The organism is Undibacterium sp. Ji83W, assembly GCF_049340385.1.
Classification (GTDB): domain Bacteria; phylum Pseudomonadota; class Gammaproteobacteria; order Burkholderiales; family Burkholderiaceae_D; genus Undibacterium.
The window spans coordinates 15,765-42,393 of sequence record NZ_JBMPOZ010000029.1 but is presented as its reverse complement, the minus strand read 5'-3'; the positions used below and the strand labels follow the sequence as shown (position 1 = coordinate 42,393).

The 26,629-nt window shown below is 51.8% G+C and carries 21 protein-coding genes; 19 read left to right on the top strand and 2 right to left on the bottom strand.

All coding sequences use genetic code 11. The features are described from left to right. Positions 1-85: 85 nt before the first annotated feature. The 7 genes from ACO0LD_RS29115 to ACO0LD_RS29085 all read left to right on the top strand — a co-directional run bounded on the left by ACO0LD_RS29115 (position 86) and on the right by ACO0LD_RS29085 (position 9,447). Complete coding sequence (locus ACO0LD_RS29115) at positions 86-922, top strand: substrate-binding periplasmic protein (protein ID WP_423012590.1); 837 nt, start codon at positions 86-88, stop codon at positions 920-922. A 482-nt stretch (positions 923-1,404) separates the two neighbouring features. Then, positions 1,405-1,908 (top strand): MarR family winged helix-turn-helix transcriptional regulator, encoded by a 504-nt coding sequence (locus ACO0LD_RS29110; protein ID WP_423012588.1) that lies wholly within the window; start codon positions 1,405-1,407, stop codon positions 1,906-1,908. A gap of 84 nt (positions 1,909-1,992) precedes the next feature. Beyond that, on the top strand, positions 1,993-3,525 hold the full coding sequence (locus ACO0LD_RS29105; protein WP_423012586.1) for an efflux transporter outer membrane subunit: 1,533 nt from the start codon (positions 1,993-1,995) through the stop codon (positions 3,523-3,525). Beyond that, positions 3,522-4,787 carry an HlyD family efflux transporter periplasmic adaptor subunit gene (locus tag ACO0LD_RS29100; RefSeq protein WP_423012584.1) on the top strand — a complete coding sequence of 422 codons (1,266 nt, stop codon included), beginning with the start codon at positions 3,522-3,524 and terminating at the stop codon, positions 4,785-4,787. Before ACO0LD_RS29105 ends, ACO0LD_RS29100 begins: the two co-directional genes overlap by 4 nt. After that, positions 4,787-6,343 (top strand): DHA2 family efflux MFS transporter permease subunit, encoded by a 1,557-nt coding sequence (locus tag ACO0LD_RS29095; protein WP_422950903.1) that lies wholly within the window; start codon positions 4,787-4,789, stop codon positions 6,341-6,343. Before ACO0LD_RS29100 ends, ACO0LD_RS29095 begins: the two co-directional genes overlap by 1 nt. A gap of 143 nt (positions 6,344-6,486) precedes the next feature. Continuing rightward, positions 6,487-6,915 (top strand): MerR family transcriptional regulator, encoded by a 429-nt coding sequence (locus ACO0LD_RS29090; protein ID WP_423012582.1) that lies wholly within the window; start codon positions 6,487-6,489, stop codon positions 6,913-6,915. Between the two features lie 30 nt (positions 6,916-6,945). Further along, positions 6,946-9,447 carry a VIT and vWA domain-containing protein gene (locus ACO0LD_RS29085; RefSeq protein WP_423012580.1) on the top strand — a complete coding sequence of 834 codons (2,502 nt, stop codon included), beginning with the start codon at positions 6,946-6,948 and terminating at the stop codon, positions 9,445-9,447. Positions 9,448-9,548: 101 nt separating this feature from the next. On the opposite strand, the gene ACO0LD_RS29080 is transcribed toward ACO0LD_RS29085, so the two are convergent. Further along, positions 9,549-11,915, bottom strand: a complete 2,367-nt coding sequence (locus ACO0LD_RS29080) for a hypothetical protein (protein WP_423012578.1) — start codon at positions 11,913-11,915, stop codon at positions 9,549-9,551. 460 nt (positions 11,916-12,375) lie between these two features. On the opposite strand from ACO0LD_RS29080, the gene ACO0LD_RS29075 reads away from it, so the two are divergent. The 10 genes from ACO0LD_RS29075 to ACO0LD_RS29030 all read left to right on the top strand — a co-directional run bounded on the left by ACO0LD_RS29075 (position 12,376) and on the right by ACO0LD_RS29030 (position 23,793). Continuing rightward, positions 12,376-12,912, top strand: a complete 537-nt coding sequence (locus tag ACO0LD_RS29075; protein ID WP_423012576.1) for a redoxin family protein — start codon at positions 12,376-12,378, stop codon at positions 12,910-12,912. A gap of 78 nt (positions 12,913-12,990) precedes the next feature. Further along, on the top strand, positions 12,991-13,428 hold the full coding sequence (gene aroQ, locus ACO0LD_RS29070; protein WP_423012574.1) for a type II 3-dehydroquinate dehydratase: 438 nt from the start codon (positions 12,991-12,993) through the stop codon (positions 13,426-13,428). 145 nt (positions 13,429-13,573) lie between these two features. Continuing rightward, positions 13,574-14,023: an acetyl-CoA carboxylase biotin carboxyl carrier protein gene (accB, locus tag ACO0LD_RS29065; protein ID WP_423012572.1), complete on the top strand. Its 450-nt coding sequence runs from the start codon at positions 13,574-13,576 to the stop codon at positions 14,021-14,023. A gap of 110 nt (positions 14,024-14,133) precedes the next feature. Next, a complete protein-coding gene (accC, locus tag ACO0LD_RS29060) occupies positions 14,134-15,501 on the top strand; it encodes an acetyl-CoA carboxylase biotin carboxylase subunit (RefSeq protein ID WP_423012570.1) in 1,368 nt (455 codons plus the stop codon). 450 nt (positions 15,502-15,951) lie between these two features. Next, positions 15,952-16,863, top strand: a complete 912-nt coding sequence (gene prmA / locus ACO0LD_RS29055) for a 50S ribosomal protein L11 methyltransferase (protein ID WP_423012568.1) — start codon at positions 15,952-15,954, stop codon at positions 16,861-16,863. Positions 16,864-16,870: 7 nt separating this feature from the next. Beyond that, positions 16,871-18,745: a DUF3426 domain-containing protein gene (locus ACO0LD_RS29050; RefSeq protein ID WP_423012566.1), complete on the top strand. Its 1,875-nt coding sequence runs from the start codon at positions 16,871-16,873 to the stop codon at positions 18,743-18,745. 154 nt (positions 18,746-18,899) lie between these two features. Continuing rightward, positions 18,900-20,150, top strand: a complete 1,251-nt coding sequence (locus tag ACO0LD_RS29045) for a YjgN family protein (protein WP_423012564.1) — start codon at positions 18,900-18,902, stop codon at positions 20,148-20,150. A gap of 34 nt (positions 20,151-20,184) precedes the next feature. Continuing rightward, positions 20,185-21,231 carry a M48 family metallopeptidase gene (locus ACO0LD_RS29040; protein WP_423012562.1) on the top strand — a complete coding sequence of 349 codons (1,047 nt, stop codon included), beginning with the start codon at positions 20,185-20,187 and terminating at the stop codon, positions 21,229-21,231. Between the two features lie 231 nt (positions 21,232-21,462). Further along, positions 21,463-22,719, top strand: a complete 1,257-nt coding sequence (locus ACO0LD_RS29035; RefSeq protein ID WP_423012560.1) for a YjgN family protein — start codon at positions 21,463-21,465, stop codon at positions 22,717-22,719. A gap of 9 nt (positions 22,720-22,728) precedes the next feature. After that, a complete protein-coding gene (locus ACO0LD_RS29030) occupies positions 22,729-23,793 on the top strand; it encodes a M48 family metallopeptidase (RefSeq protein WP_423012558.1) in 1,065 nt (354 codons plus the stop codon). Positions 23,794-23,850: 57 nt separating this feature from the next. On the opposite strand, the gene ACO0LD_RS29025 is transcribed toward ACO0LD_RS29030, so the two are convergent. Beyond that, a complete protein-coding gene (locus ACO0LD_RS29025) occupies positions 23,851-24,453 on the bottom strand; it encodes a hypothetical protein (RefSeq protein ID WP_423012556.1) in 603 nt (200 codons plus the stop codon). Positions 24,454-24,624: 171 nt separating this feature from the next. Between ACO0LD_RS29025 and mpl the strand changes: the two genes are divergently transcribed. Beyond that, positions 24,625-26,052, top strand: a complete 1,428-nt coding sequence (mpl, locus tag ACO0LD_RS29020; protein ID WP_423012554.1) for a UDP-N-acetylmuramate:L-alanyl-gamma-D-glutamyl-meso-diaminopimelate ligase — start codon at positions 24,625-24,627, stop codon at positions 26,050-26,052. Further along, positions 26,049-26,621, top strand: a complete 573-nt coding sequence (locus tag ACO0LD_RS29015) for a YqiA/YcfP family alpha/beta fold hydrolase (protein WP_423012552.1) — start codon at positions 26,049-26,051, stop codon at positions 26,619-26,621. Before mpl ends, ACO0LD_RS29015 begins: the two co-directional genes overlap by 4 nt. Positions 26,622-26,629: the final 8 nt, after the last annotated feature.

The window sequence follows — 26,629 nt, the reverse complement described above, 5'->3', positions numbered from 1 at the left end:
CTGTGCTGACTGGGAAATAAATCACTCGCCAGCGATTTATTCGCTGTTATGATGGCGGCCATCGCTAGATTTGGTTATTGAAAACATGAAATCCATAACAAAAAATGAGTGCTGCCTGCCGCCACAATTTACGGCAAAGTTATTCACGTTCAAGCTTTTCCTGTCAGGCATCCTGGTGATGTGGTTGAGCATGCATGCTGCATTTGCTGCCACCCGTGATGTGACTGTGCTGATGCCCGACCCGCTAGATACCAAAGGCGAACCTGCACCCATACCGCCGGACCGCCAGCGTATGCTGGACTTTATTGCCCACGAGGCGGATCTGCATTTTGATTTCCAGCGTTATCCCTGGAAGCGTATTTTGCTGCTGGCAGAAAATGGTGATGGCTTGATTTTTGGAATTTCCAAGACCAGTGCCAGGGAAAGAATGCTTCATTTTTCCAAGCCACTGTATGCCAACTATGTCTGGCTGGTTACGCGCAAGGATGCCCGCTTTGACTATAAAGAGATCACCGATCTCAGAGGCCGTTCGGTAGGCATTGTTTCAGGTACGCACTATGGTGACAGTTTCGATGAGCACAAGGGCAAACTCTTCAGGGTAGAGAGCGACCCCAATTCCCTGATGCCACGCTTCAATAAACTGATTAACCGGCGCATGGACGTTATGGTCATGCAAGACCCGGGCAATGATGCGCATGATCTGGAAGAGCGTATCAATCGCTATGTAGGCAAGCAATTGGCTGCCGATGGTCTGCCTGCCATTGAATTCTGTGTGCTGCCACGCCCTTTGCTGGTGGACAATATCCACTTCGCCATCCGTGCTGACAAGGATGAGGGTTTGATAAATCGCATTGATGCCGCGATAGGCAAGGGCAAAAAACAAGGCGTCATGAATCTGGATATTCCCAAGTCCAGGAGTTGATCTCTCTTCATGCAATTGCAAGAGGGATGTTGGAGAAGCGCGCTGCTGTTAATGGATGTTTGGCAATTTTTATCTTGCCAGTCTCTTAAATTTCTTGTTATTCGACTCCATATATATATATGGATGTGAATATTGATGTGAGATCGTACTCTCTCCCTGTTACTAATGGCGAGCGCGAAGTACTGCATCATCAATTTCTGACGTGCTCTGCCATCCAGCGCCTGGTCCGGCCCAGGCAATTTTCTGTTGTTCCCTCATTTTAATTTTCAATGCATTGTTGTCATGTGATGCATTGGATTGCAATTGTTATTTTTTGTAACGCTGACTATGCTTAGCTCAAAAGCGTTTCAGTTTTTTCTCCCCTCTCTCTCCCTCTGCGCATTGCATTTCCCTATGAAAAAGACATATTGACCTGCCCTTGGTCGTGGATTTTATGTTGTCCTGCAAAAATTTTAAAACTGGTATAAACTGTTGACTAGTCAATGAATATAGTTGCTGTCATGAATCATGAAAATCAAAATTCAGAATTTTTTGCCCATCAGGTTGAAGAAAGTGTCGGCTACCTGCTGGCCCGTTCCCGCACCATGTTGTCACGGGCGATTGATGAGTCCATGCGCCGCCTGGACATTACCCATGCCCAGGGCAGTGTGTTCATGATGCTGTCCATGGGCACTTGCCATACGGCGGCTGATCTGGCGCGTGAGTTGTTTATCGATTCTGCTGCCATGAAACGCACGCTTGATAAGCTGGAAGCCAAGGGCTATGTGCAGCGTATCGTGGACGAGAGTGACAAGCGCCTGTTCAAGTTGGCGCTGACAGCCAGTGGCAAGAGCCTGGCAGCGCAATTGCCAGCTGTGTATTCAGAAGTGCTGGATGTGGGTTTTACCGGGTTTGCTCCTGAAGAAATCAATTTCCTCAAGTATCTCTTGCGCAAATTGCTGGCTAACAGATCCACTCTGGAAGCCTGGATGGAGAAAAATAATTGATTGCTCAGGCAATTAATCTTATAGCTTTATTTTTGTAGATTTCAAGACTTTCAATTTCAGTCATCGTTTTTAGTCAACGTCCATATGAAAAAATCACTTTTCAAACCAGCCACAGCCGCAGCCAGCCTGCGTTTGCTGCTCAGTGCATCTGCATTGTGCCTGCTGTCGGCTTGCGTCAGCTTTCAAGGCATACAAAGTCAGGCGCAACTCAAAACCCTGACGGCGCAAGCTGGGGCATTCCCTGACCAGGGCGGCAATGCTGCCTGGCCTGATTTGCAATGGGCGACCAGCATAGGTGGCACTGAGTTGCAGACACTGATCAACCGTGCGCTGGAAAATCACCCCAGCCTGCAGGCCGCCGCAGCACGTTTGCAGGCAGCACAGGCAGCTACTGCCGCCGTGGGTGCCAACAAATTGCCATCGGCAAATCTGAGCGTAGACAGCACTTACCAGCGCTTTACCGAGCACGGCCTGGTGCCACCACCACTGGCAGGTACCTACAACAGCAATAACCAGATCAGTTTCAATGCTACTTATGAACTCGATTTCTGGGGCAAGCACAGCGCCGAAATGCGTGGTGCATTGTCGCAGGAAAAAGTGGCAGAAGCCGAAGCGCAAAGCGTGCGCCTGATGCTCAGCAACGCCATCGCCCGCGCCTGGTTGCAACTGGCACGCCAGAATGCACAGCTGGAACTCAGCAAGCAGCAACTGGCAGTGCGTGAACAGTTTGACAGCCTGACGCAACAACGTGTCAAAGCCGGTCTCGATACCAAGGTCGAAGTGCAGCAAAACCTGTTGCAATTGTCTGGCCTCAAAAATGAACTCGCCCAATGGCAAGAAGCCATGGCGCTGACACGTAACCAGATCGCTGCCTTGCAAGGCCTGGGACCAGAAGAAGGCAAGCTGATCGCCACGCCAAAATTCCGGCCTGTGGCAGACACGGCATTGCCAGGTAATTTGCCGCTGGAATTGCTGGGTCGCCGTCCTGATATCGTCTCTGCTCGCTGGCGCGTAGAAGCCGGGCAAAGTGATGTCGACGTCGCCAAGACCCAGTTTTATCCCAACATCAATATCGTTGGCTTCGTTGGTTTGTCCAGCCTGGGTCTCTCCAACCTGGCCAGCAGTGGCAGCAGCATCATAGGTGCAGGCCCGGCGATACGCTTGCCGATATTTGAAGGTGGCCGTCTGCGCGCACAATTGAAGGGCAAGGTTGCGGCCTATGATGTGGCTGTTGCGACCTACAATCAGAGCCTGACGGACGCCCTGCATGAAGTGGCAGACCAGGTGCAGATACTGCAAGCGAGCCAGTCGCAATTGGCTGAGCAGCAAGCTGCCGAGCAAGCTGCCCGCGTTGGCCTGCAACTGGCACAGCAAAGACAAAAAGCAGGCACTGCCAACAAGCTGCCTGTGCTGGCTGCCGAAAGTGCTGTGCTGTCACAACAAAAACTCTCGCTGGAACTGGCAGTGCGGCATACCGAAGCACGCATCAACCTGATCAAGGCGCTGGGCGGCGGTTATGAAAGCAAGAGCCTGCCTGCGACTAATTCCACTGCTGCCAGCACTAGTCAAACCATCATTCAATCCCAAGTTAAAAACACACCGGAGGCTGCGTTATGAACGCCCCAGATCAAAACAAACCAGTCAGCGCGCCATCTAATATTTCCGCTCAGGCTGAATACGCACCAGAAAAAAACGGCAAACGCCGCGTACTGCTGATCATCATTACCCTTATTGTATTGGTGGCGATTGCTGCCTATGCTGCATGGTGGTATACGGTAGGCCGCAATTTTGAACATACCGAAGATGCCTATGCCGCGGGCAATGTCGTGCAAGTGACATCGCAAGTTGCCGGTACGGTAGTTGCGATTCATGCTGATGACACTGATGTTGTGCAGGCAGGCAAAGCCCTGGTTGAACTCGACAAGACAGACGCAAAGGTTGCGGTCGATCAGGCTGAGGCCCAGTTGGCACAAACCGTGCGCGAAGTACGCGTGCTGTTTGCCAATAATGGCAGCCTGCAGGCCAATGTCAGTCTGCGCAGCAGCGAAGTCGAAAGAGCCAAATCTGACCTGGCACGCCGTACCCAGTTACTGAGCACAGGCGCAGTCTCTGCTGAAGAACTGGAACATGCCCGCAACGCCGTCAAGAGTGCAGAAGCTGCCTTGCAAGCGGCCAATGAACAACTGACATCCAACCGCACGCTGACAGAAAACACCACCGTCACCCAGCACCCAAATGTCTTGCGTGCCGCTGCCCGTGTACGTGAAACTTTGCTGGCCCTGAGCCGCACCAGCTTGCCAGCACCCATGAATGGTTTTGTTGCCAAGCGTGCAGTGCAGGTTGGCCAACGTATCGCCCCCGGCTCACCTTTGCTGTCCATCGTCCCTTTGAATACCTTGTGGGTAGATGCCAACTTCAAGGAAGTGCAGCTTGCCCATATGCGTATAGGCCAGGATGTGGAATTACATTCTGATTTGTTTGGCGGTGACGTTACTTACCACGGCAAGGTGCTCGGTATGTCGGCAGGTACGGGTTCGGCCTTTGCCTTGCTGCCAGCACAAAATGCCAGTGGTAACTGGATCAAAGTAGTGCAACGCGTGCCAGTGCGTATCAGCCTCGATCCTAAAGAGCTGGAAGCACATCCATTGCGCATAGGTGTTTCCATGCAGGTGCAGGTCAATATCTCGCAACAACAAGGTGCGCCAGTGACTGCTGCTGCACGCACGGTGCCTGCTTACCAGACTGCAGTGTTTGAGCAAAACGGTAAAGATGCTGATCAGCGCATCGCCGAGATCATCGCGGCGAATTTGCCGGGCACTAAAGATCACAAAGAAAATCACAGCGCTGCCGCCGTTAAAACTACAGGCAAGGGTGCGTAATGAGCGCGCCACGTCCACAGGCACCACATCCGCCACTGAAAGGTGGGCAACTGGCAATGGGCACGCTCGCCTTGTCGCTGGCGGTTTTCATGAATGTGCTGGATTCATCGATCGCCAACGTATCGATACCGGCGATCTCCGGTAACCTCGGCGTCTCGCCACAGCAAGGTACCTGGGTCATCACCTCGTTTGCGGTAGCTAATGCGATTTCTGTGCCGCTGACGGGCTGGCTGACGACGCATTTTGGACAGGTCAGGTTGTTCCTGTCATCCATCCTGCTGTTTGTTATTTCATCGTGGCTGTGCGGCATGGCACCGAATATCGAAATCCTGATTGCCGCACGTATTTTGCAAGGAGCAGTTGCCGGCCCGATGATCCCGCTGTCGCAGGCCTTGTTGCTGGGCAGTTACCCGCCCGCCAAAAGCTCGATGGCGCTGGCGCTATGGGGGATGACCACTCTCGTCGCGCCTATCATGGGTCCTTTGCTGGGCGGCTGGATATCAGATAATTATTCCTGGCCCTGGATTTTCTATATCAACATCCCGGTAGGTTTGTTTACTGCCTGGGCTACCTGGTCCATCTATCGCAAACGTGAATCTGCCATCAAGAGCCTGCCTATCGACAAGGTTGGTTTGTTCTTGCTGGTGATCTGGGTGGGTGCCTTGCAAATCATGCTCGACAAAGGCAAGGAACTGGACTGGTTCAATTCTGGCGAGATCGTCCTGCTGACGGTGATTGCTGTGATAGGCCTGATTTATTTCGTCGTGTGGGAACTTGGGCAAGACCATCCTGTGGTTGATCTGTCCTTGTTCAAGGGACGTAATTTTAGTGCTGGTGTGGTGGCGATTTCGATAGGTTATGGCCTGTTCTTTGGCAGCCTCGTCATCATGCCGCTATGGTTGCAAACGCAGTTGGCTTACACCGCGACGGAGGCGGGCAAGGTCATGGCGCCAGTCGGCATCTTCGCGATTATTTTGTCACCTATCATAGGCAAGATATTGCCCAAGGTGGATGCCAGGAAGGTTGCGTCAGCTGCCTTCATGGGGTTTGCGCTGGTGTTCTTCCTGCGCTCGCGTTTCAATACCGAGGTGGATACTTATACCCTGCTGATCCCTACATTGATACAGGGTGCAGCGATGTCGATGTTCTTCATCCCATTGACGTCGATCATCCTGTCGGGCCAGCCACCGGATAAAATCCCGGCAGCGTCAGGCTTGTCTAACTTCGTGCGTATCATGTGCGGTGGTATGGGAGCCTCCATCATGACCACCATCTGGGACAGCCGCAGCACCCTGCACCATGCCCAGATTGCAGAAAATACCGGCAGCAGCTTCCCGACCTTTGTACAAACCGTGCAAGGCCTGATGCAGCAAGGCATACCAGAGCAGGGTGCCTACGCCATCATAGACCGCACTATCAGCGTACAGGCCAGCACCATGGCCGCGACCGATATTTTCTGGATGTCGGCCTATATGTTCATCGGCCTGATAGGCCTGGTGTGGCTGACCAAGCCGAAAAAGTCGGCGGTACCTGTTGATGCGGGTGGGGCGCATTAGGTCTGAGTTTTAGATAAGCAAAAAAACGCGTCCATTTTCATGGGCGCGTTTTTTTTCGCCTTTTTAAAATATTCCATCTCATTCTTCAGGGTAGTTTAAAAGTAAACTTGAATAATGACAGTTTAACTGTTATAAAGTACTGTATGAATAATTCTTCTGATAAAAAAGACGGCAGCTATCTGCTTCCTGAACTCTGTTTGATGGCAGAGATGTCAGTACGCACTGTGCGTTACTACATGCAGATAGGTCTGGTCAGCAAGCCTGAGGGCGGGACACGGGCGGCGCGTTATGGAGCGCAGCATCTCGAACAACTGTTGCTGATCAAGAAGTGGAGTTCTGCGGGGGTATCACTGGAGCGCATACGTGAATTGCTACACGGCGCACCTGCCCCGGTGGAGGTGAAACAGCGGGAAATCGGGTCAATTTCTGTCTGTACGCATTTGACCGTAGCGCATGGGGTCGAGCTGGTGATTGATGCCGGCAAGGCAGGCTGGACCCCGGAGCAGCTCAGGGAATTCGTCAAACAGGCAATCGAATTGGCAGAACGCATGAAAGCAAGTCAGGACGCCTGAAGCGTGCTTGACTGACAGAAGGAGAGAACTATGTATGGACATCAAGTAGCAACAATACGATCCAGCGTGGGTCAGGATATGGCACTGGCTAAAGTGAGTGCAACTGGTTTTATCAAGGGGCTGCTGCTGGAAATGCAGCTTGTGCAAAGCTTCATCAATCCCTCGGACAAAGAGCATGCGGAGGTGGTGTATACCTTTCCTTTGCCTGTCGATGCAGTCTTGCTGGATATAGAAGTAGAGCTGAACGGAAAAAAATTATCTGGTGCCGTCGTGCCCAGGAAAAAAGCAGAAATTGATTATGAGGAAGCAATTTCAGAAGGTAACTCTGCCTTCATGCTGCAAGAAAATGGGGATGGCAGTTATCACCTCAGCCTGGGTAATCTGGCACCGGGCGAAGCTTGCTCATTGACCATGCGCTATGCGCAAAGTCTGCGTTTTGCCGAGATGGATGGTTTGAACGCCTTGCGCATCTGCGTGCCGACTGTGATCGCGCCACGTTATGAAATGACGCAGGCGATTGCTGGCAAGAAGCGTAATCTGCTTGAACGCCTGACCACGCCCAAACACGATATCCGGGTGGAGTATCCGTTTGATATCACGCTGCATCTGGCGGCAGAAGTGGCAAGTGCCCGTATTGCTTCGCCCAGCCATCCCATCAGCGCCGTGTCCAGGGAAGGCGGCATGACAGTGAGCTTGTCGCGCAAGGGTAATCTGGACCGTGATTTTGTGTTGTGCGTAGACCAGTTCAGCCAGCAGGCATTCAGTGTCCTGGGGCGTGACTATCACCAGCCTGAACACGTGGCTTTGCTGGCCAGCTTTTGCCCGCAAATTGCTGCTGCAAATATGACGGACGTGGCGGTCAAGTTATTGGTCGATTGTTCTGGCTCCATGAATGGCGACAGCATCAGGGCTGCACGCACGGCACTGAAAGAAATTGTTGAACAGCTCAATACTGGCGACCGCATTTCCCTGTCACGCTTTGGCAGCGAGGTCCAGCATCGCTCACCTGTGATGTGGAAATTTGCCAAGCCCAGCAAGGCTGCAGCATTGCGCTGGGTGGATGAACTGGATGCGAGTTTAGGTGGCACAGAAATGGCATTGGCACTGGAATCCACCTTTGCCATCCAGAGTAGCGGGCGCAGCGATGTGCTGATGATTACCGATGGTGAAATCGATAGTGTCGATAGCTTGATTGAGAGCGCACGTTTAGCCGGGCAAAGGGTGTTTATTGTAGGCATAGGTTCCAGCCCGGCGGAAGTACATCTGGAACGCCTGGCGAGAGCTAGCGGTGGCTCATGTGAATATGTGGCACCAGGTGAAGACGTGGCACCAGCCATCATGCGCATGTTCATGAAATTGCGTTCACCAGTCTGGCAGGGTATCCGCGTCGATACCGGCTTTGCCAGTGCGGCAATTTGGCAAACTCCCTTGCCTGCATCGGTATTCAAAGGCGAAACCCTGAATATGTTTTATCTCTTGCCGGAACAACCCACAGGTTCGATGAGATTGTTCGGTACTATGCCGGGGGAAACTGAAGAAATTGAGATAGGCCGCCTGGAGTTGACGCAGGAATTGCAGCAAGAAACTTCCTTGTCGCGTGTCGCTGCAGCGACTTATTTGTCCAGCATGCAAAGAGCAAAGGCGCAAGAGCTTGTGGTGTCGGAGTTTGCAGTGCAGGAACTGGCCATGCAATATCAATTGATCTCCAAAGAGACCAGCTTTTTGATCGTGGAGGAACGGGCAGAAAATGAAAAACCTCTCGACATGCCTGCCTTGATAGAAGTAGCGCACATGCTGCCTGCAGGCTGGGGTGGAATGGGCGCCGTAGCAGGTGCAGCGGCAGCCTGCGCGCCAGCGCCTGCAATGACCATGGCGATGGCCTTGGCACCACCGGCACCTTCAGCGCCAGACCTCATGCAAAGGCTCAGGGCGATGAAGTTGTCCAAGCGCGGCCTGCCAGATACAACTGATATGGATATGCTCAGTTCTCTGGGGGGTAATAGTGATAGTGCTGCACCCGCCACGCGAGAGTTTATCGACGCACAAGCCATGCAAGAGTTTTACGACTATGCCCGGCGATTGGGTATGCAGAACTTGCACAGTCAGGATATGCATTATCAGGGCCTGACGCCACTTGGCCTGACGTTATTGCTGAACTATTTTGAAGATCGTTTATGGCCAGATAGCTTTGCCAGCCTGAAGGATATACAACTGGGTGATGCCGTCATCGAGTGGCTGGAGCTGGCAGTCTGGGAGAATTACAAAGACCAGCTCAGTGTCCAGGAAGTGATCGGGCTCTTCTTTAGTCTCATGACGGAGCCAGAAATGCTGGAACGTCTTTTGCCATCAGGCGACCAGAGACAGGGTTTGCAAGCGAGTGACAGAACGCAGCTGCATACTGAGCAATTGGTTAATGCATCAGCTAATCCTGCTGCTTGCGCGCTGCTTGAGGTTCAATTGCGTAAAGCTGTGCATGGTCTTGGTGCAGAGGCCTGGTCAGAGTCTTTTTTTTTGATGGATATGGAGACCTAAGCGCCAGCTTTTTAAACCAAAGCGCAGAATCCGGCTGAGTTAGCTGAAGAAGTCAACTTTATGAGTCAGCTGGATTCTGCGCGCAGCATTGATTGCGCATTCTAGAAAAATAATCTGCCCTGTCGCCATAGTGCTGTCATGGACACTGGCCAGAATGCGACTGGGACTATCAGGACCGCAGCAGTCGCAGGATGTATCAACAGAGGGAAGGTCGTGGCTTCCAGCATTCCATTCGGAATGTGCTTGCGAAATATCATGAAGCTGGCAGCCCTGACATTTTTATCAGTGAGCAGCCCTGGTAGTTGCCAACCCATATTGCGATCCATCTCATTGCTCACATGGGCTGCAACCAGTTGTTCTTCGGGGTCGTCGGGTTTAGTGCTTTTTAGTTGGTATATCTTGTCAGCGATAGAGCGCAACTCATGCGGACGGGCTTCAAAGTAAGGATCTTCGCTATATACCAGCATGGCAGGGTGATCATGCTCGCCTGCTTCAAATAGCAGGCTATTGGCTTGCACCAGCGCTGCCCAGACCACATGGCCTTCGCTGATCAGTCGTTTTTGCTGCAGTATGATTTCGAGTAAGGGTTCGGCATAATCCATCCAATCCGGTTTAGCTGCAGAAATTCTTTGCAGTATCTCGGCATCCATGGCTGTCCGGTTACGGTCAAGATTGAGCCGTAGTTCCTTGAGCGCGTTTTCCATTTCCGGGCTTGCTGACTGGCTGGCGCTGTAATAGGGGCTGGCTTTACGCTTTGCATCTGCCTTCTGCTGTTTGGCAGATGCAGGCACTTCGCGCAGTATCAGGCTGGCAGTAAACGGGGCTGCATCTTCTGTTTCGCCCATGAATGCCCACAAAACCGGTGGTTCTCCCAACCTGCCTGTGGCCGTGATTTCTTGTCCAGGCTCAATCCATTCCGACATGAGCTGGAACCAGTCCATGAAATCGGATGCCGGATAATAAGTCTGTAATGCTGTGCCAATTTGCCACAAACCTTCTTGCTGGAAAAAATGCGCAAATTTACTGATTTTGATTTTTTGCGCTGCTATATTTTTTAGCTTGATGGTGTAGACATCGCTGTCATCATCCCCGCTGCCATTGTCCCCGCTCTCATATTTCACAAGCTGGATATCGACGATGGACTGGGCTTGCTGCAACTCAGTTTCAGTGAACGAAGTTTTGATGATTTTTGTCGGTGCGATGAGGTTTTTTACTTCATCCGGCAGCAGGGCTGCAAGTGACTCGCTTATACCTTCAGCATGCATCAGGACCCCACCGGGTGAGCGTACATAATAGCTTTGGATCTGGTGCAGATAACAGACGACTGTCAATGCTGCGGACTCGCCATTGACAGGCTTGCGTTCAACCTTGACCCAGTTGTCTTCCATGCCGCATACATTAAGCCATTGCAATTGCTGGTCAAGCACGGTGGCTATGCAAAACTGATAGTCACCATGCCGTTTGTAGAGTACCTGTAGCAAACGCTGGGCTTTGCTGAGCGCGGCCGGATACATGTCTTTGATGACTTTATACAGGCCCAGCACAGAATCATCGCCAGTCGGGCCGCAAGCCAGTTGTTTTGCCACTTTGCTGCAAGGCGAAAACAGCTTGTCGTCTTTGGTCCTGATGACATAGTCGTCGCCATGCCAGTCCCATTTTCCACCTATGTTGCGCACTATGCACTGACCAACAAAGGCACCTGCAAAGATGACGATATTCTTGTGATCATCACTGCTACCACTGGTGTGTGCATCGCTCAGAAATTGATTGACCCAGTTCACGCCTTCAATGTCATAAGCGATTTCGACCTTGAAATGCTCTTTGGCGATTTTGCGCAATACTTCTGCATTGGCTTGCATGCCAGCGTGTAAGCGCGCATGGGCTTCTTCCATTGATTCTGGCTTGGCGGCTTCAATGCCTGTCTTGATTTCTACCCACTTGCCACGCTGACGGCGATACAGGGATGTGCTCAGTAAGTGATCGCCGCCATTATGTACACGCCTGATTATTTCCTTGAGCGCTTCTATGCCTTCTTCTGACCTGCTGTCACAAAAGGCCAGTACATCGCGGCTGGGAATGGCGGCGATGATGCCATTTTTAAACAGCGTGGCAAACTGGGTATCCCATAGTTCATTGATGAGGATGATGCTGGCTTCAAAGTTACCATCGCAAGTAATGACATGGATAGGGCCACGTTCTTGCATCTTGCAATTCTCAACCGTTCTTTGCCGCAAATTCTGCAAGCCGGTTTTGCGCAGGTCTGCCATGGTATAGCCTGCCTGCTGCAAATCGCGGTTTTGCACATAGACCAGTTTGTCGTCTGCGTCCAGCATATACACAACCGCCAGGCCATTGCCCAGGTCATCTATGCAGGCCTGCTGATCTTCCGGCAAATGGTTTGAAGTATCTACGCCAGTTTCGCCTGCTAATTTGAGATAGGCAATTGCGTCATGGCAGATTGATTTCATTAAGACTATCCAGGTGATGGGTATTACGAACAGGACTTACGCAAAATTGTCCCAGCAAGGCTATCGCTTTAGGAAACCTCCCTTGTAAGGGAGGTTCGTTTCGTCGACAGGCAACATGTCGCCTCAATGCTCGACTACACCGTAGCGACGAAGACAGTACTTTAGTACCGAATTTGCTAAATGCGGGAGCTGCAACGCTTTGGGGCCGTTTTGCGTAAGTCCTAACGAATTACGCTGGGTCAGCGACCAGCGATAATACCAAAAGACCATTTGCATGGCGATATTAATGATAGCTATAAGAATGAGAGAGGAGGGGGCTGGAATTTATGCTTACGTGCTGTAAATACATGGTATTTCTTACATCAACGGATATCGATTCTGCCGGCATTCCTGCACAAATCCCTCAGCTAAGCTAATATCCCTGCCTTGAGCTGCAATTTTGCCCTTAATGAGTATGTCTATGAATAAGAAGTTTATCAGCCTGGCAGTAGCGCTGGGTTTGCTGTTTGCGGGTTTGGGGATTTATGCAGGCAACCGCCAGACCACGCCCAAGCCACCAGCCGACAAATCGGTCGCACAATTGATGGCGCAGCAATTCAAGGATAGCGATGGTAAACCCCAGGCAATGGCGCAATGGCAGGGCAAGTTTCTGGTGGTGAACTTCTGGGCAACCTGGTGCGCACCCTGCGTGCAAGAAATGCCAGAGTTGTCTACCATGCAACAACAGTTCAAGAGCAAGGAGATACAGATCCTGGGATTGGGCATAGATAGCCCAACGAATATTGCTGATTTTGCAAAAAAATATAAAATCAGTTATCCCCTGGTTGCTGCCGGCATGGAAGGTTCTGAGCTGTCGCGTCAATTGGGTAATGCCGGTGGTGGTTTGCCATTTACTGTACTGATTAATGGTGAGGGCAAGGTAGTGAAATCCTATCTGGGTCGCCTGAAGATGGATGAATTGCATACCGATATTGCCAAATATTCTTTGGAAAAATAGAAGTCGCATCGTTTTTCCTTGCCAATCTGCGTCGATTAGCGGCAAAATGCGGCCATCTTCGTCAAATTGAATGTGACTATGGCGCGCAAACTGCTGCTGCTGAATGGCCCCAATCTGAACCTGCTCGGTACACGCGAGCCTGCTACCTATGGCGCCACTACCCTGGCGGAGATAGAAGTAGCAGCGCAGGAGCAGGCAAAAGCAGCTGGTGCAGAGTTGTCATTTTTTCAAAGCAATCATGAAGGTGCATTAATTGATCGCATCCACGTTGCCCGAAATGAGCAAGTCGATGCTATTATCATCAACCCGGGCGGCCTGACGCATACCAGCGTCGCTTTGCGGGATGCGCTGGCTGCAGTGGCGATCCCGTTTGTTGAAGTACATATATCAAATGTACATCAAAGAGAAGCCTTCAGACATCACTCATACTTGTCTGCAATTGCCAAAGGGGTCATCTGTGGCCTAGGTACTGAAGGTTACCGTCTGGCGATTGACTTTTCCCTTAAAAATATTTAAATTCTTGCATCTTCGCGTAATTTGCTGATAATGCCAGCTTATTTCGTATATAATCCAAACTTCGGCGGCATTCCCGGAGCTGTAGCCTTGCTCTGTATTGCGCGTCCCAATTAATTCAGAACCACTTTTTTCAAGGGGATTCCACATGGATTTAAGAAAACTCAAGACCCTGATTGACCTCGTAGCAGAATCAGATATCGCTGAACTTGAAGTAACCGAAGGTGAAGGCAAAGTCCGCATCGTCAAGTCTTCTGCAATGCCGCAAAATCAGGTAGTCATGATGCAGCAACCCCAGCATCAAATGATGCCAGCAGCACCAGCCGCCGCCGCACCAGTGGCCGCCGCCCCGGTCGTGCCGGATGGTCATATTGTCAAATCCCCTATGGTCGGTACTTTCTACCGCTCCTCTTCCCCAGGCGCCGCTCCTTTTGCTGATATCGGCAAGAGCGTCAATGCTGGCGACACCCTTTGCATTATCGAAGCAATGAAATTGCTGAATGAAATCGAAAGCGATTTCAGCGGCACGATCAAACAGATTCTGGTTGAAAATGGTCAGCCTGTTGAATACGGCCAGCCGCTGTTCGTGATTGGCTGATCCAGGCGCGCGTGCGCGAACTGAAGTCCGGTGCCCGTGTTGAGGGCAATCATACTGGACAGGGTTTTCTGCTCACGCAATTGCAACCATTGCCACCGCAAAGTTAAATCATGTTTGAAAAAATTCTTATCGCCAATCGTGGCGAAATCGCGCTACGTATCCAGCGCGCCTGCCGCGAGATGGGTATCAAAACCGTGGTCGTGCACTCTGAAGCTGACCGCGAAGCAAAATATGTGAAGCTGGCCGACGAATCTGTTTGCATAGGCCCGGCTCCGTCGAATCTGAGTTACCTGAGCATGCCAGCCATCATCAGCGCCGCTGAAGTGACTGATGCACAGGCTATCCATCCAGGCTACGGTTTTTTGTCTGAAAATGCCGACTTTGCCGAACGGGTAGAGCAATCCGGTTTTGTCTTCATCGGCCCGCGTGCTGAATCCATCCGTCTGATGGGTGACAAGGTATCCGCCAAACATGCCATGATCAAGGCAGGTGTGCCATGCGTACCAGGTTCTGAAGGCGCATTGCCGGATGACCCTAAAGCCATTGTGCAAATCGCCCGCAAGGTCGGTTATCCAGTCATCATCAAGGCCGCCGGTGGCGGTGGTGGTCGCGGCATGCGTGTGGTGCATACTGAAGCTGCCTTGCTGAATGCGGTCACCATGACCAAGTCAGAGGCTGGTGCGGCGTTTGGTAATCCTGAAGTGTATATGGAAAAGTTTCTGGAAAACCCGCGTCATGTGGAAATCCAGATCCTGGCTGACCAGCATGGCAGTGCCATCTGGCTGGGTGAGCGCGATTGCTCCATGCAGCGCCGCCATCAAAAAGTCATAGAAGAAGCGCCGGCACCCGGCATCCCGCGCAAGATCATCGAAAAAATCGGTGACCGCTGCGCCGCTGCCTGCCGCAAGATCAATTATCGCGGCGCTGGTACCTTTGAATTCCTGTACGAAAACGGCGAATTCTATTTCATAGAAATGAATACCCGTGTTCAGGTTGAACATCCGGTAACCGAGATGATCACTGGTGTCGATATCGTGCAAGAACAGATACGCATCGCTTTCAATGAAAAGCTGCGCTTCAAGCAAACCGATATTACGCTCAAGGGCCATGCCATTGAGTGCCGTATCAATGCCGAAGATCCGTTCAAATTCACCCCGTCGCCTGGTCGCATCACCTCATGGCATACGCCTGGTGGCCCTGGCATACGCGTGGATTCTCATGCTTACGCCGGTTATTTCGTGCCGCCAAATTATGATTCCATGATAGGCAAGGTCATCGCCTATGGTGAAACCCGCGAACAGGCTATCCGCCGCATGCAGATCGCTTTGTCTGAGATGGTGGTAGAAGGCATACAAACCAACATCCCCCTGCACCGTGAGTTGATGATAGATGCGCGGTTTATTGAAGGTGGTACGAATATTCATTACCTTGAGCATAAGCTTGCAGATATGCCGGAGTTGTCTAAAAAGTCTAAGTAATTTGTAGTAAAGACCTCTCAACACAGAGACTCAGAGGCACAGAGAAAAGCGTTGGAGTTCTGTAGGTTGGGCTACGATTTACCAGCCCAACACTCGGCGCTTAAATAACGTATACATTTGTTGAGGCCCAGTGTTGGGCTGATAAGGCGTAGCCCAACCTACGAAGTTGAAAAAGAAGCACAGAGAAAACACAAGTTTTTCCCTGTGCTTTTGGCTTTGTTATGGAGCCTCTGTGGTAAGCTTTTTGCTATTGAAAAGTTTTAATGCATTAAATAAGTGAAATGCCGCAGATATGTATTGTCGGGATGTACCGTTGACCTCAACGATGAGTAGTTTCTCTTGATTTTCTCTGTGCTTACTCTGTGCCTCGGGGGCTCTGTGGTGAGCCTTTTGGTCTTGAAGTACTTTGAAGTTTCTTGAAGTAATAACGTCGTATAAGAAAGTAGCAATATGGGCTGGATAGAAATAGTCATAGAAGTAGCGCGTGAGCAGGCTGAGGCTTTGTCAGATGCACTGATGGACGCGGGTGCCTTGTCGGTGTCCGTGGAAGATGCCGATGAAGGTACGGATGCTGAACGTCCGCTGTTTGGTGAACCCGGCATGGAGCCTGACGAAGCCGCCTGGGACCGCAGCCGTGTAGTGGCACTCGCTGATATTGACACTGACCACGCTGAACTGGTGGCCGAAGCGGCCGCTGCCATCGGCCTGACTGTCGTGCCAGCTTATATCACCCGCAATGTGGAAGAACAAGACTGGGTGCGCCTGACGCAATCGCAGTTTGCGCCTATTCATATCGGCAAGAATATCTGGGTTGTACCTAGCTGGCATGATGCCCCTGATCCTGATGCCTTGATCCTGGAACTTGATCCAGGCCTGGCCTTTGGTACAGGCAGTCACCCTACCACCAAGCTGTGCATGGAATGGCTGGAAGCGCATGCACCCAAGGATTTGTCCGTGCTGGATTATGGTTGCGGTTCCGGCATTCTGGCCATGGTCGCCAGCAAGCTGGGTGCGGCCAGTGTCATTGGTGTGGATATCGACCCGCAAGCGATAGAATCTGCCAACTTCAATGCTGAGCGCAATAGTTGCCAGATCGAATATGCACTGCCAGAAGGTTTTGGCGCAGCCCATCCGGCATCCCAGAAATTTGATGTGGTGGTGGCGAATATCCTGTCCAGCCCCTTGAAGCTCATGGCACCGATGCTGGCTGGCCGGGTTGCCCCTGGTGGTTCGCTGATACTTTCAGGCGTGCTGGCAAGGCAGGCCGACGAAGTGGCAGCAGCGTATGCGCCTTTCATCAAGCTCACAGTCTGGGCTGAACATGAAGGCTGGGTCGCGTTATCAGGCTCTTTGAGTAACTGAGGCGACTATGGCACTGGCGACCCGCTGCCCCCACTGTCAGACTGCCTTCAAGGTAGCCAACGATCAGTTGAAGTTGCATGCGGGCCTGGTGCGTTGCGGCTCATGCCAGCAAACTTTTAATGCTGTAGAAAACCTGTTACCTGGCGATGGGCAAAAACCTGCACCTGCACCTGCACCGGCACCGGCACCTGCTCCAGCGCCTGCCAGACCGGCAACTGTTGCGAGTGTTGCAACTCAGGCGACAGCGACGGTAGCAACGGTGGCAAAAGCAACTGTCGTTACCGTTCCAGCGGCGGCCAGTGCTACACCAGTCACACCAGTAACACCTGACAAACCTGTTGCACCCGCCAGTCCGCAAGTCAGTGCAGCGGTGCCAGCGCCAGCAGCAAAACCAGTCATGTCTGCCACCGCAAGCGAAGTTGTGGCAGAAAGCAAGTCAGAATCCAGGCCGCAACTCAAGCCAGAATCAAGGCCGGAACCCAAGCCACTGCCGGCAGAACATCTGGCGTCCCTGATCGAACCTGAGCCCAATTTCGAACAGACGCGTATAGTTCCGCCGTCTCCCGTCACTCCTGTGGGCCGCTTCTTCCCGCCGGATGCGCTGCCGCAAGAAGACACACTCTTGCCAGACAGTCTGGTGCCGCCAGAAAGGCCCGCAGTTGTCGGCAAGCCAGCAAGCAGCGTGACGGCCAGGCCTGCAACTAAAGTGCTGGCCGCCATCAGCAAGGCCGAGCTGGAATTTGAGGCAGAAACTTTTGACATGCCCAGGGATATTCCTCCGGCGGCCAGGCCCGCCGTTGTTACTCCAATCAGCGCGACGCCCACCACCGCAGAGACACAGAAGCTTGAGCCTGTGCTCGACCCGTTCGGCCAGCTCAAGGCTGACCCTGAACCGGCAGGTTTAAAAAAAGAACCTGTCATCAGTAGCTCATCTGCTCTTGATTTTGACCTCGGTGATGGTGGCTTCCTGTTGCCATCTGAAGAAGTGCAGGAAGCCGATCTGACCCGCATCGAGCTGGAAACCCGCGCCGCCCTGATGGACCCACCAACTGCCGACTGGTCAGTCAGCGAAGGTGCAGAAGACGCGGCAGACAGCAAAGAAAAACTGCCAGAATTCACTGCCACTGAAATAGCCGATGCACATAGTGCCAGCAAAGTCTGGCGCCATAAAGACCATGCTGGTGTGGCTGCGCCAGATGATGCTGTGTCCATCAATGATGAGGTCGCGACGGCTAACACGGGCAGTAGTGCCGATGGCATACAGGGTGAAGCCTACATAGGCGAGGCCGAAGCCGCGCTCGCCCAGCAGGCTGCTGCCAATGAAGATTCCAGCAGTGATCCTGAAGAAGAGGCAGTCAAACCCAACTTTGTCATCCAGGCAGAAAAACAGCGTTCCCGCAAACGCATTGCCAACATCATGTTGGGTTTGATGATCGTTTTACTGATCCCTTTATTGCTGGGGCAGTCTGCCTACATCTTCCGTAACCAGCTCGCTGCCAGAGTGCCGGAAACCAAGCCATGGTTGCAGCAAGCCTGTAAATATCTGAGTTGCCAGGTGACTTTGCCCGCGCAGATAGAAAAGATTTTTGTTGATTCGAATGAATTGCAAAACCTGGCACCAGAACGCAATGTCTTCATGCTGGTCATGCAAATCCAGAACCAGAGTGATGTGGCGCAAACATGGCCGAATATAGAGCTGGTATTAAATGACGTCAAAGACAAGCCCTTGTTACAACGCGCCTTTACGCCGGCTGACTATCTGACAGAAAAAGACAAACTCGAAAAAGGTTTTGCCGCAGGCGGTGAACAAAGCATCAAACTTTATTTTGAATTGCCAGCATTGAAAGCGGCTGGCTTTCATGTGGGTGTGTTTTATCCATGATCTGCACCGCCTGAATTCAGATGAAATTCAGATGAGCCTCATATGAATTTCATCTGAGGCTCTATATAAAGTACTGCAAAAAAACATGTAAACATCTGATCTGTGTTATTTTATTGTCATCCCGCACAGACTGTCATTCCATCCACGCTCAGCAATGCAAATTCACAAAGACGCCGAAGTCTGGCTGCCCACGATTCCCCTCTCTGATTATCAGGACTGGACAGGCGAGACAAGTGAGCCCATGCCCGTAGCAGAGGTTGCTGCAGTCGCCAGCATTGCCAATAAAGTCATCATACCCGACTGGCAATACCTCAAGTTCAGCGGTACTGGCAAAGAGTATTTTCGCATCTGGATAGTCAATCTTTGCCTGAGTCTGGCCACCCTGGGTATTTATTCAGCCTGGGCCAAGGTCAGACGACTGGAGTATTTTGACCGTAATACCAGCCTGGCGGGGGCCAGCTTCAATTTTCATGGCGAAGCAAAAACCATCTTGCGCGGCCGCATCGTGGCTGTGATTTTACTGTTCTGTTACCACTACCTGTTTACATTTTCCAGGAATCTGGCACTGACGTTTTTCATCGTGTTTTTGCTGGGTGTACCTTTCATGATGCGCAGTGCATTGCGTTTTCGCTTGCACCAGACCAGCTACCGTGGTTTGCGCTTCCAGTTTCATGGTTCGATACGGGACGCCTATGCCGCTTATTCCCCGGTTGCTTTCGTCATTCTCTTGCCGGGTTTGTTTGGAGCCCTGTTTCCTGAAGAAAAATACATGGCGGGTATCGCATTCATAGGCTATCTCTACTGGCCCTGGCTGCACGCCAGGATGCGTATCTACCAGCATGACAATATCAGTTACGGTAATTTGCGCGCCAGTTGTGACATGAAAAGCGGGGCCTTCAGCTGGAGTTATGTCGGGGTACTGCTAGCGCTGTTTTGTTCGGTGATTGTAGGCATTTTTCTTGCCAGCATAGTGTCCGTCGTATTGGCAAAACATGGAGGGAGTTTGCTGCAGTATCTGCGCAATACCAAGGACGTTTTTTACCTGGTTCTCGGTTTTGTCATGTTGCTGGTGACGGTATTGGCGGCATTGGGGTGTCTGAGTTATATACAGGCCGTGGCCTGGAACAAGTCCTGGGACAATACCAGCTTCCCGGGCGTTGATATTGACTCTTCACTGCCGTATTGGCCTTACTGGCGTTTGCAGGTGAAAAACTTCTTTTTTACCATGTTCAGCCTGGGGCTTTACCGGCCATTTGCGGTGGTTGCCTTATATCGTTTCCGGCTGGCGCATGTGCGCCTGCGTTCAGAAGAACTGGATCAGGTGCAAGCCACCAAAAAAGCCGGTCAGGCTCAGGCCACTGGTGATAGTTCTGCCGATATGTTTGGCTTTGATTTGTCCTGGTGAACGGAGCTATGAAACCGAGCTATGAAACCCAGCTATGATTAAAGCCAATTATTTCGACCATCGTCAGAGTCTGATGCAATCCATCTGCCTGGACTTGCAGCAAGACATCGTGAATGTCATTTTTGATGGCAAGCATTATCCCGTCAAGAAAAATAAACTGCAGGTGGCAGAGCCTTTTGAGCATGCGCCCTGCATACTCAATTTTGCTGATGGCAGCCACTGCGAAATCCATGACAAGGCGGACCAGCAAACCCTGCTCGATTATCTTGACTACCAGCCCAGCCGGGTACAGCGCTGGCAAAGACAATGGAAATGGGCGCTGGTCGCTATCATTGCCATGGCAGCCATGCTGCTGGCGGCGCGTGAGTGGGGAATGCCATGGCTGGCTGACAATATCGCCGCCCGGTTGCCTGGCCGCTACGAGCAGGCCCTGGGTGCAGAAGTCATGAAATTACTGGACAATTCAGTACTCAACCGCAGTCGTTTAAGTGATCAGCGTATCGCCCAGGCAAAGGCAGCGATTGAGCGTGTCATGCCTGAACATGGCCGCATACCAATACGGCTTGAGGTAAGGGATGCGCCAGAAATTGGCGTCAATGCTTTTGCCCTGCCAGGCGGCACCATTGTTGTCACTGACGCCATGATACGAATGCTGAGCACCAACAAAGATAAGGGCCTGAGCGCAGAAGGCGCTGAAGAACTGGCAGGTGTGCTGGCCCATGAGATTGGCCATGTCGAAGGCAATCACGGCATGCGCCGACTGGTGCGCGACGCCATGGTGGCGGTGATTGCCGGCAGCCTGTTTTCCGACTTCAGTTCTGTCGTCAGCCTGGCATCTGCCGGGGTCGTGAATATGGAATTCTCACGCGAAATGGAAACAGAAGCTGACGACTATGCCATCCAGCGCATGCAGCAAGCTGGCATGTCGCCGGCCCGTCTGGCTGATGCGCTGGAACAGATGGAAAAACTGCACAAGCGCGAAGCTGAGCATGATTCATCCACAAAAAGGATCACCAAATACATGTCCAGCCATCCTGCAACTGAAGACAGGGTGGCAAGGTTCAGGGCGGCGGCGAAATAATGTGCTGTAGCAATTAGATGCCGTCTCATTTCTTCTCATTTCTATTAATGAAATGAGTTTGCGCTCTATTAAAGCAACAGCCCATATCCAAAGCTTGTAACAAAATTTTACAAACCTGATGATCTTATGTTATTTTCCTCTTTCCCTGCCCAAAGGGCCCCTGCCTAAAGCGGCCCTGCCCGAAAGGCGGGAAGAAGATACCAAGACCACAAGACCATAAAGATTTCAGGCATGCAAATACAAACCGGGGCTACAGGCATGTGGCCACCTGCGGCAGAGACTCAGCCAGCAACGACCATCCCAGACCATGATGCAGCGGCAGTCACAAATATTGTGCCGATGGCAGAGCAGCAGACTGAATACCATCTGTCATTTACTGGCACAGGCAAAGAATATTTTCGTATCTGGATCGTCAATCTCTGTCTGAGTCTGGCGACCCTGGGTATTTATTCAGCCTGGGCTAAGGTAAGGCGACTCAAGTATTTTGACCGCAATACCCAGTTGAATGAGGCAGTCTTCAATTTCCATGGGGATCCCAGGATCATATTCCGTGGCCGGGTCATCGCGGTGATACTGCTGTTTTGCTATCACTACCTGTTCACTTTTTCTAAGACGCTGGCCTTGGTCCTGTTTGCCATTTTCTTGCTGGGGGTGCCGTGGATGATGCGCAGTGCCTTACGCTTTCGCTTGCGCAATAGTAGTTACCTGGGCTTGCGTTTTCAATTTCACGGCACGCTAGCTGGCGCTTACAGGACGTATTTTCCAGTCGGCATTGTGGTGTTGTTGCCAGGTTTGTTAGGTGTTTTGATTCCACATCAGCCCGGCATCCTGGTTTTTGCATTCATCCCCTATTTGAGCTGGCCCTGGCTGCATGCACGCATGCGCATGTATCAGCATAAAGAACTGGCTTTTTCAGAATTGAGAAGTAGTTGCAGCCTCACCAGCAATTCTTTTTTATGGGCTTATTTTGCTGTCGGCCTGGTCCTGTTGATCTTTGTCGTGATGATAGGCATGGGCAGCGCCATCTTCATTGCCACGCTCAAAAATCATGCACCTGACAACTATAAAATTTTTATGGAGCTGTATGGCTGGCTCTTGTTCCCGCTAGGGTTTTTAGCGATCTTGCTGGCCTATATCATCTTCCTCAGCGGTAGCACATTGTTGCAAGTCAAAATCTGGAACAAGTCCTGGAATGCCACCCATTTCCCCGGTGTAGAAGTAGATTCGCATTTGCCTTACAAAGCCTTTTATTTTTTGCAGGTAAAGAACCTCATTCTCACCATGCTGACGCTGGGTTTATACCGGCCATTTGCAGTGGTGAATGTGTACCGCTTCCGTTTGCAGCATGTCAGTGTAAAAGCTGTCAGCTTTGAACAATTGCTGGCAACCCAGCAAGTACCAGTCGCACAGACAGGAAAATCAAGGCAGGTTGGCCAGGCCAGCGGCGACAGCACCGCAGATTTGTTTGGCTTTGATTTGTCCTGGTAGAAAGTATTTATGATACAAGCACATTATTTTGACCACCGCCAGGCTTTGCTGCACAAGGTGATCCTGCATTTTCAAGCAGTCGGCATCAGCCTGGCAGGCGAAGGTATAGACAGGCAGATAGACAAGAGCCAGTTGCAACTGGAGGAAGCGTTTCAGGATGCGCCCTGCATACTCAATTTTGCCGATGGCAGCCACTGTGAAATCCATGCGCAGGCTGACAAACAAAGCCTGCTGGCATATCTGGGCTATAGCCCATCCGCCATAGAGCGCTGGCAACACAAATGGCAGGCAGCTTTGCTGGCCATCATCGTCATGGCAGGCATTTTGTTTTCGGCTTACAAATGGGGTGTGCCTGTGCTGGCCGACAAGCTTGCAGTTCTTGTGCCTGTCAGCTATGAACGCGCCCTCGGTGCCGAGATAATGAATGTACTGGACCAATCCATGCTGAAACCAAGCAAGCTTGACGACCGCACAATAGCGCAGGCCGAGCAATTATTGCGTCGCTTGCGCAACAAGGATGCACAGGTGCCGATACACCTGGAAGTGCGCGACTCGCTGCAAATTGGCCCGAATGCCTTTGCCCTGCCGGGTGGTACCGTGGTTGTTACTGACCAGTTGATTACCCTCATCGTTGGCAGTGGAGGCAATGAGTTGACGGGTTTTCTGGCGGATGAATTATCAGGCGTGATGGCGCATGAAATCGGCCATATAGAACATCGGCATGCCATGCGCCGTTTGTTGCGCAATGGTTTGCTGACGGTCACCCTGGGCAGCATGTTTGGTGACTTTAGCTCGGTTGCTGCCCTTGCACCTGCGGCCTTGCTGGGCCAGGAGTATAGCCGTGAAATGGAAGTGGAAGCCGATACCTATGCCATTGCAGCACTGGTGCAAAGGCAGATTTCACCTGGCCACCTGGCTGATGTATTAGCTGAAATGAGCCAGAAGCGCAAACGGTCTGGGGCTGAAGCAATGCCCAAATGGTTGCGTGCGATGAATAATTACGCTGCCAGCCATCCGCCTACGGATGAGCGTATAGCCCGTTTCAAGAAGGCGGCAGCGGCCATGGTGCAGTAATCAGAGTAGAGGGGCAAGCCAGGAAGATTGCTTCAGGCGATTTTTTGGTGGAGATGCTTAATCTGTTGCCTCAGCCTCTGCCATGATCGCCCGCAAAGCAGTGGCATTGGCGCGCTCAGTACTCTTGCCATGACCACTGCGTATGGCATCCTGATCCCTTAACACCAGATGTACGCCCTCGTTCTTGTACATGAAACTCAGGGTTTCTATGCTTTCATTGCGATTATTGAAACTTTCTGAGACTTCGAACTGCACATCCTTATTTAATAAGTAAATGGCAACCTCCTTGGTATTGTCGGCAAACAAATGCAGATAGATATCAGAGTGATTACCTGCCGTGCCATTCAGCACTGCGCCAACTATATAGGGGCTGTAGCGCTCCATTTCATCCATGAGCTCCAACGCGAGTTGTCGTAAATGCAATAAGCGTTGTGGCTGGGTGTCGCCAAAGAATAATTCATTGTATTCGCGGACTTCCTGCTCGATCTGGGCATTGTCAGGCATGACATCACCCTTGACTTTATGGTTGCCCAGCAATTGCTTGGCCGCCTTGCGCTTGGCCGAGCCATAGTCGGCCCCATCCTCAGCTATCATACGCGCCGCCAGCGCAGCAATCTCAGCCCGCAGGCTCTCTGCTTCATTAGGTGTATGGATCATCATGGGGTAATCATAACTGAAACCTTGGGTAAATCCAAAAACAAGACCTTTTAATGCAGGGAAATGCAGGTTTTTTGCCTATGTACTCATAGGTTTTCAGCTTCTGTTACGAGTGGTGACAAGAACATGCCTTCTCTCAGGTAGAATTGCGGGATTCTGGAATTTGGTTCAATTATGCATATTCATATTTTAGGTATCTGCGGCACTTTCATGGGTGGCCTGGCCGTATTGGCAAAAGAAGCAGGTCATACAGTGACTGGCTGTGATGCCAATGTCTATCCGCCCATGAGCACCCAGCTCGAATCCCAGGGTATCAGCCTGACCCAGGGTTTTGGGGCAGAACAGATAGCGCTGGAACCGGATTTGTATGTCATAGGCAATGTAGTCTCGCGCGGCAACCCGCTGATGGAAGAAATCCTCAACCGTGGCTTGCCCTATGTGTCTGGCCCGCAATGGATGGGCGAGCATATCCTGCATGACAAGTGGGTACTGGCTGTCGCCGGCACCCATGGTAAAACCACCACATCGGCCATGCTGGCCTGGATACTCGAATATGCTGGTTACTCCCCTGGTTTCCTGATCGGCGGCGTGCCGCTTAACTTTGGTATCTCTGCGCGCCTGTGGGGCAACCATGCCTCTGACTTTTTTGTCATCGAGGCTGACGAATACGATACCGCCTTCTTCGACAAGCGCAGCAAGTTCGTGCATTACCATGCCAAAACTGCCGTACTCAACAATCTGGAATATGACCATGCCGACATCTTCCCGGATGTAGCCGCCATAGAAACCCAGTTCCACCACCTGGTGCGTACCGTGCCCGGTGTAGGTCGTTTGATCGTCAATGGCAACAATGCCTCACTGGAACGTGTCCTGCAACGTGGTTGCTGGAGCGAAAAAGAATTCTTTGGCAATGAGCAGGCCTGGCGTCTGGTCATGCAAGACGGTGAAGACTTTGATGTGTATTTCAATGACCAGTTGCAAGGCAAGGTGCAATGGAATTTGAACGGCGAACATAACCGCCAGAATGCCCTGGCCGCGATTGCTGCTGCCCGCCATGTCGGTGTTACGCCAGAAATTTCGATAGAAGCGCTGGCCCAGTTCGTCAGCGTCAAACGCCGTATGGAAGTACGCGGCGTGGCGGATGGCGTCACCGTCATCGACGATTTCGCCCATCACCCTACAGCCGTTGCAACAACCGTTGAGGGTTTGCGCCACAAGGTTGGCAACGCCCGTATCCTGGCAGTGCTGGAACCGCGCTCAAACACCATGAAGCTGGGCACCATGAAACAGGCCTTGCCTGGTAGCCTGGCACAGGCCGACCTGGTATTTGGTTTTGGCGAGGCAGACGGCAAATCAGCCTTGGGCTGGGATCTGGCAGAAGCATTGGCACCGCTGGGCGACAAGGTAGCCTGCCATCACAAGATAGATCAACTGGTGCAGGACATCGTCAGCAAGGCCAAAGCAGGTGACCATGTACTCATCATGAGTAATGGCGGCTTTGGTGGCATCCACCAAAAATTGCTGGATGCTTTACAAGACCGCGCACAGCAGGCTGGTGGTCAAGCCGGTCATCAAGCTGGTAATCGGGCGATTGCAGCATGATCCTCTACCTGCATGGCTTTCGCTCATCGCCTGATTCTTACAAGGCGCGTGTCATGCTTGCGCATATGGCGAAGCTGGGCCGTAGCGATGAAATAGCCTGCCCCGACCTGTCACCCTCGCCAGCGCTGGCGATACAGCAGGCCGAAGCTGTGCTGGCAGGGCACAAGGCCGAAGACATCTGCATCATAGGCTCTTCGCTGGGCGGCTATTATGCGACCTGGCTGGCAGAAAAATACGGCTGCAAAGCCATCTTGCTGAACCCTGCTGTCAAGCCACCGCGTGACCTGGAAAGCTATGTCGGTGTGACGACGTATTATCACAGCGACCGCGTCTTTGAATTCAAGGCTGAATACATGGCTGAACTGCGTGCCCTGGCCGTAGAACAGATCACACAGCCTGAGCGTTATTTTTTGATTGCCGCTACCGGTGACGAAGTATTGGACTGGCGCGAGATGGTCGCTCATTACCCAAGTGCAAAACAGTTGGTGATTGAAGGCAGCGATCATGGCATTGCAGAATTTGCTGATTACCTGGATCAGGTGATGGCCTTTGCAGATGGCAGGGCCTGATTTGGAAG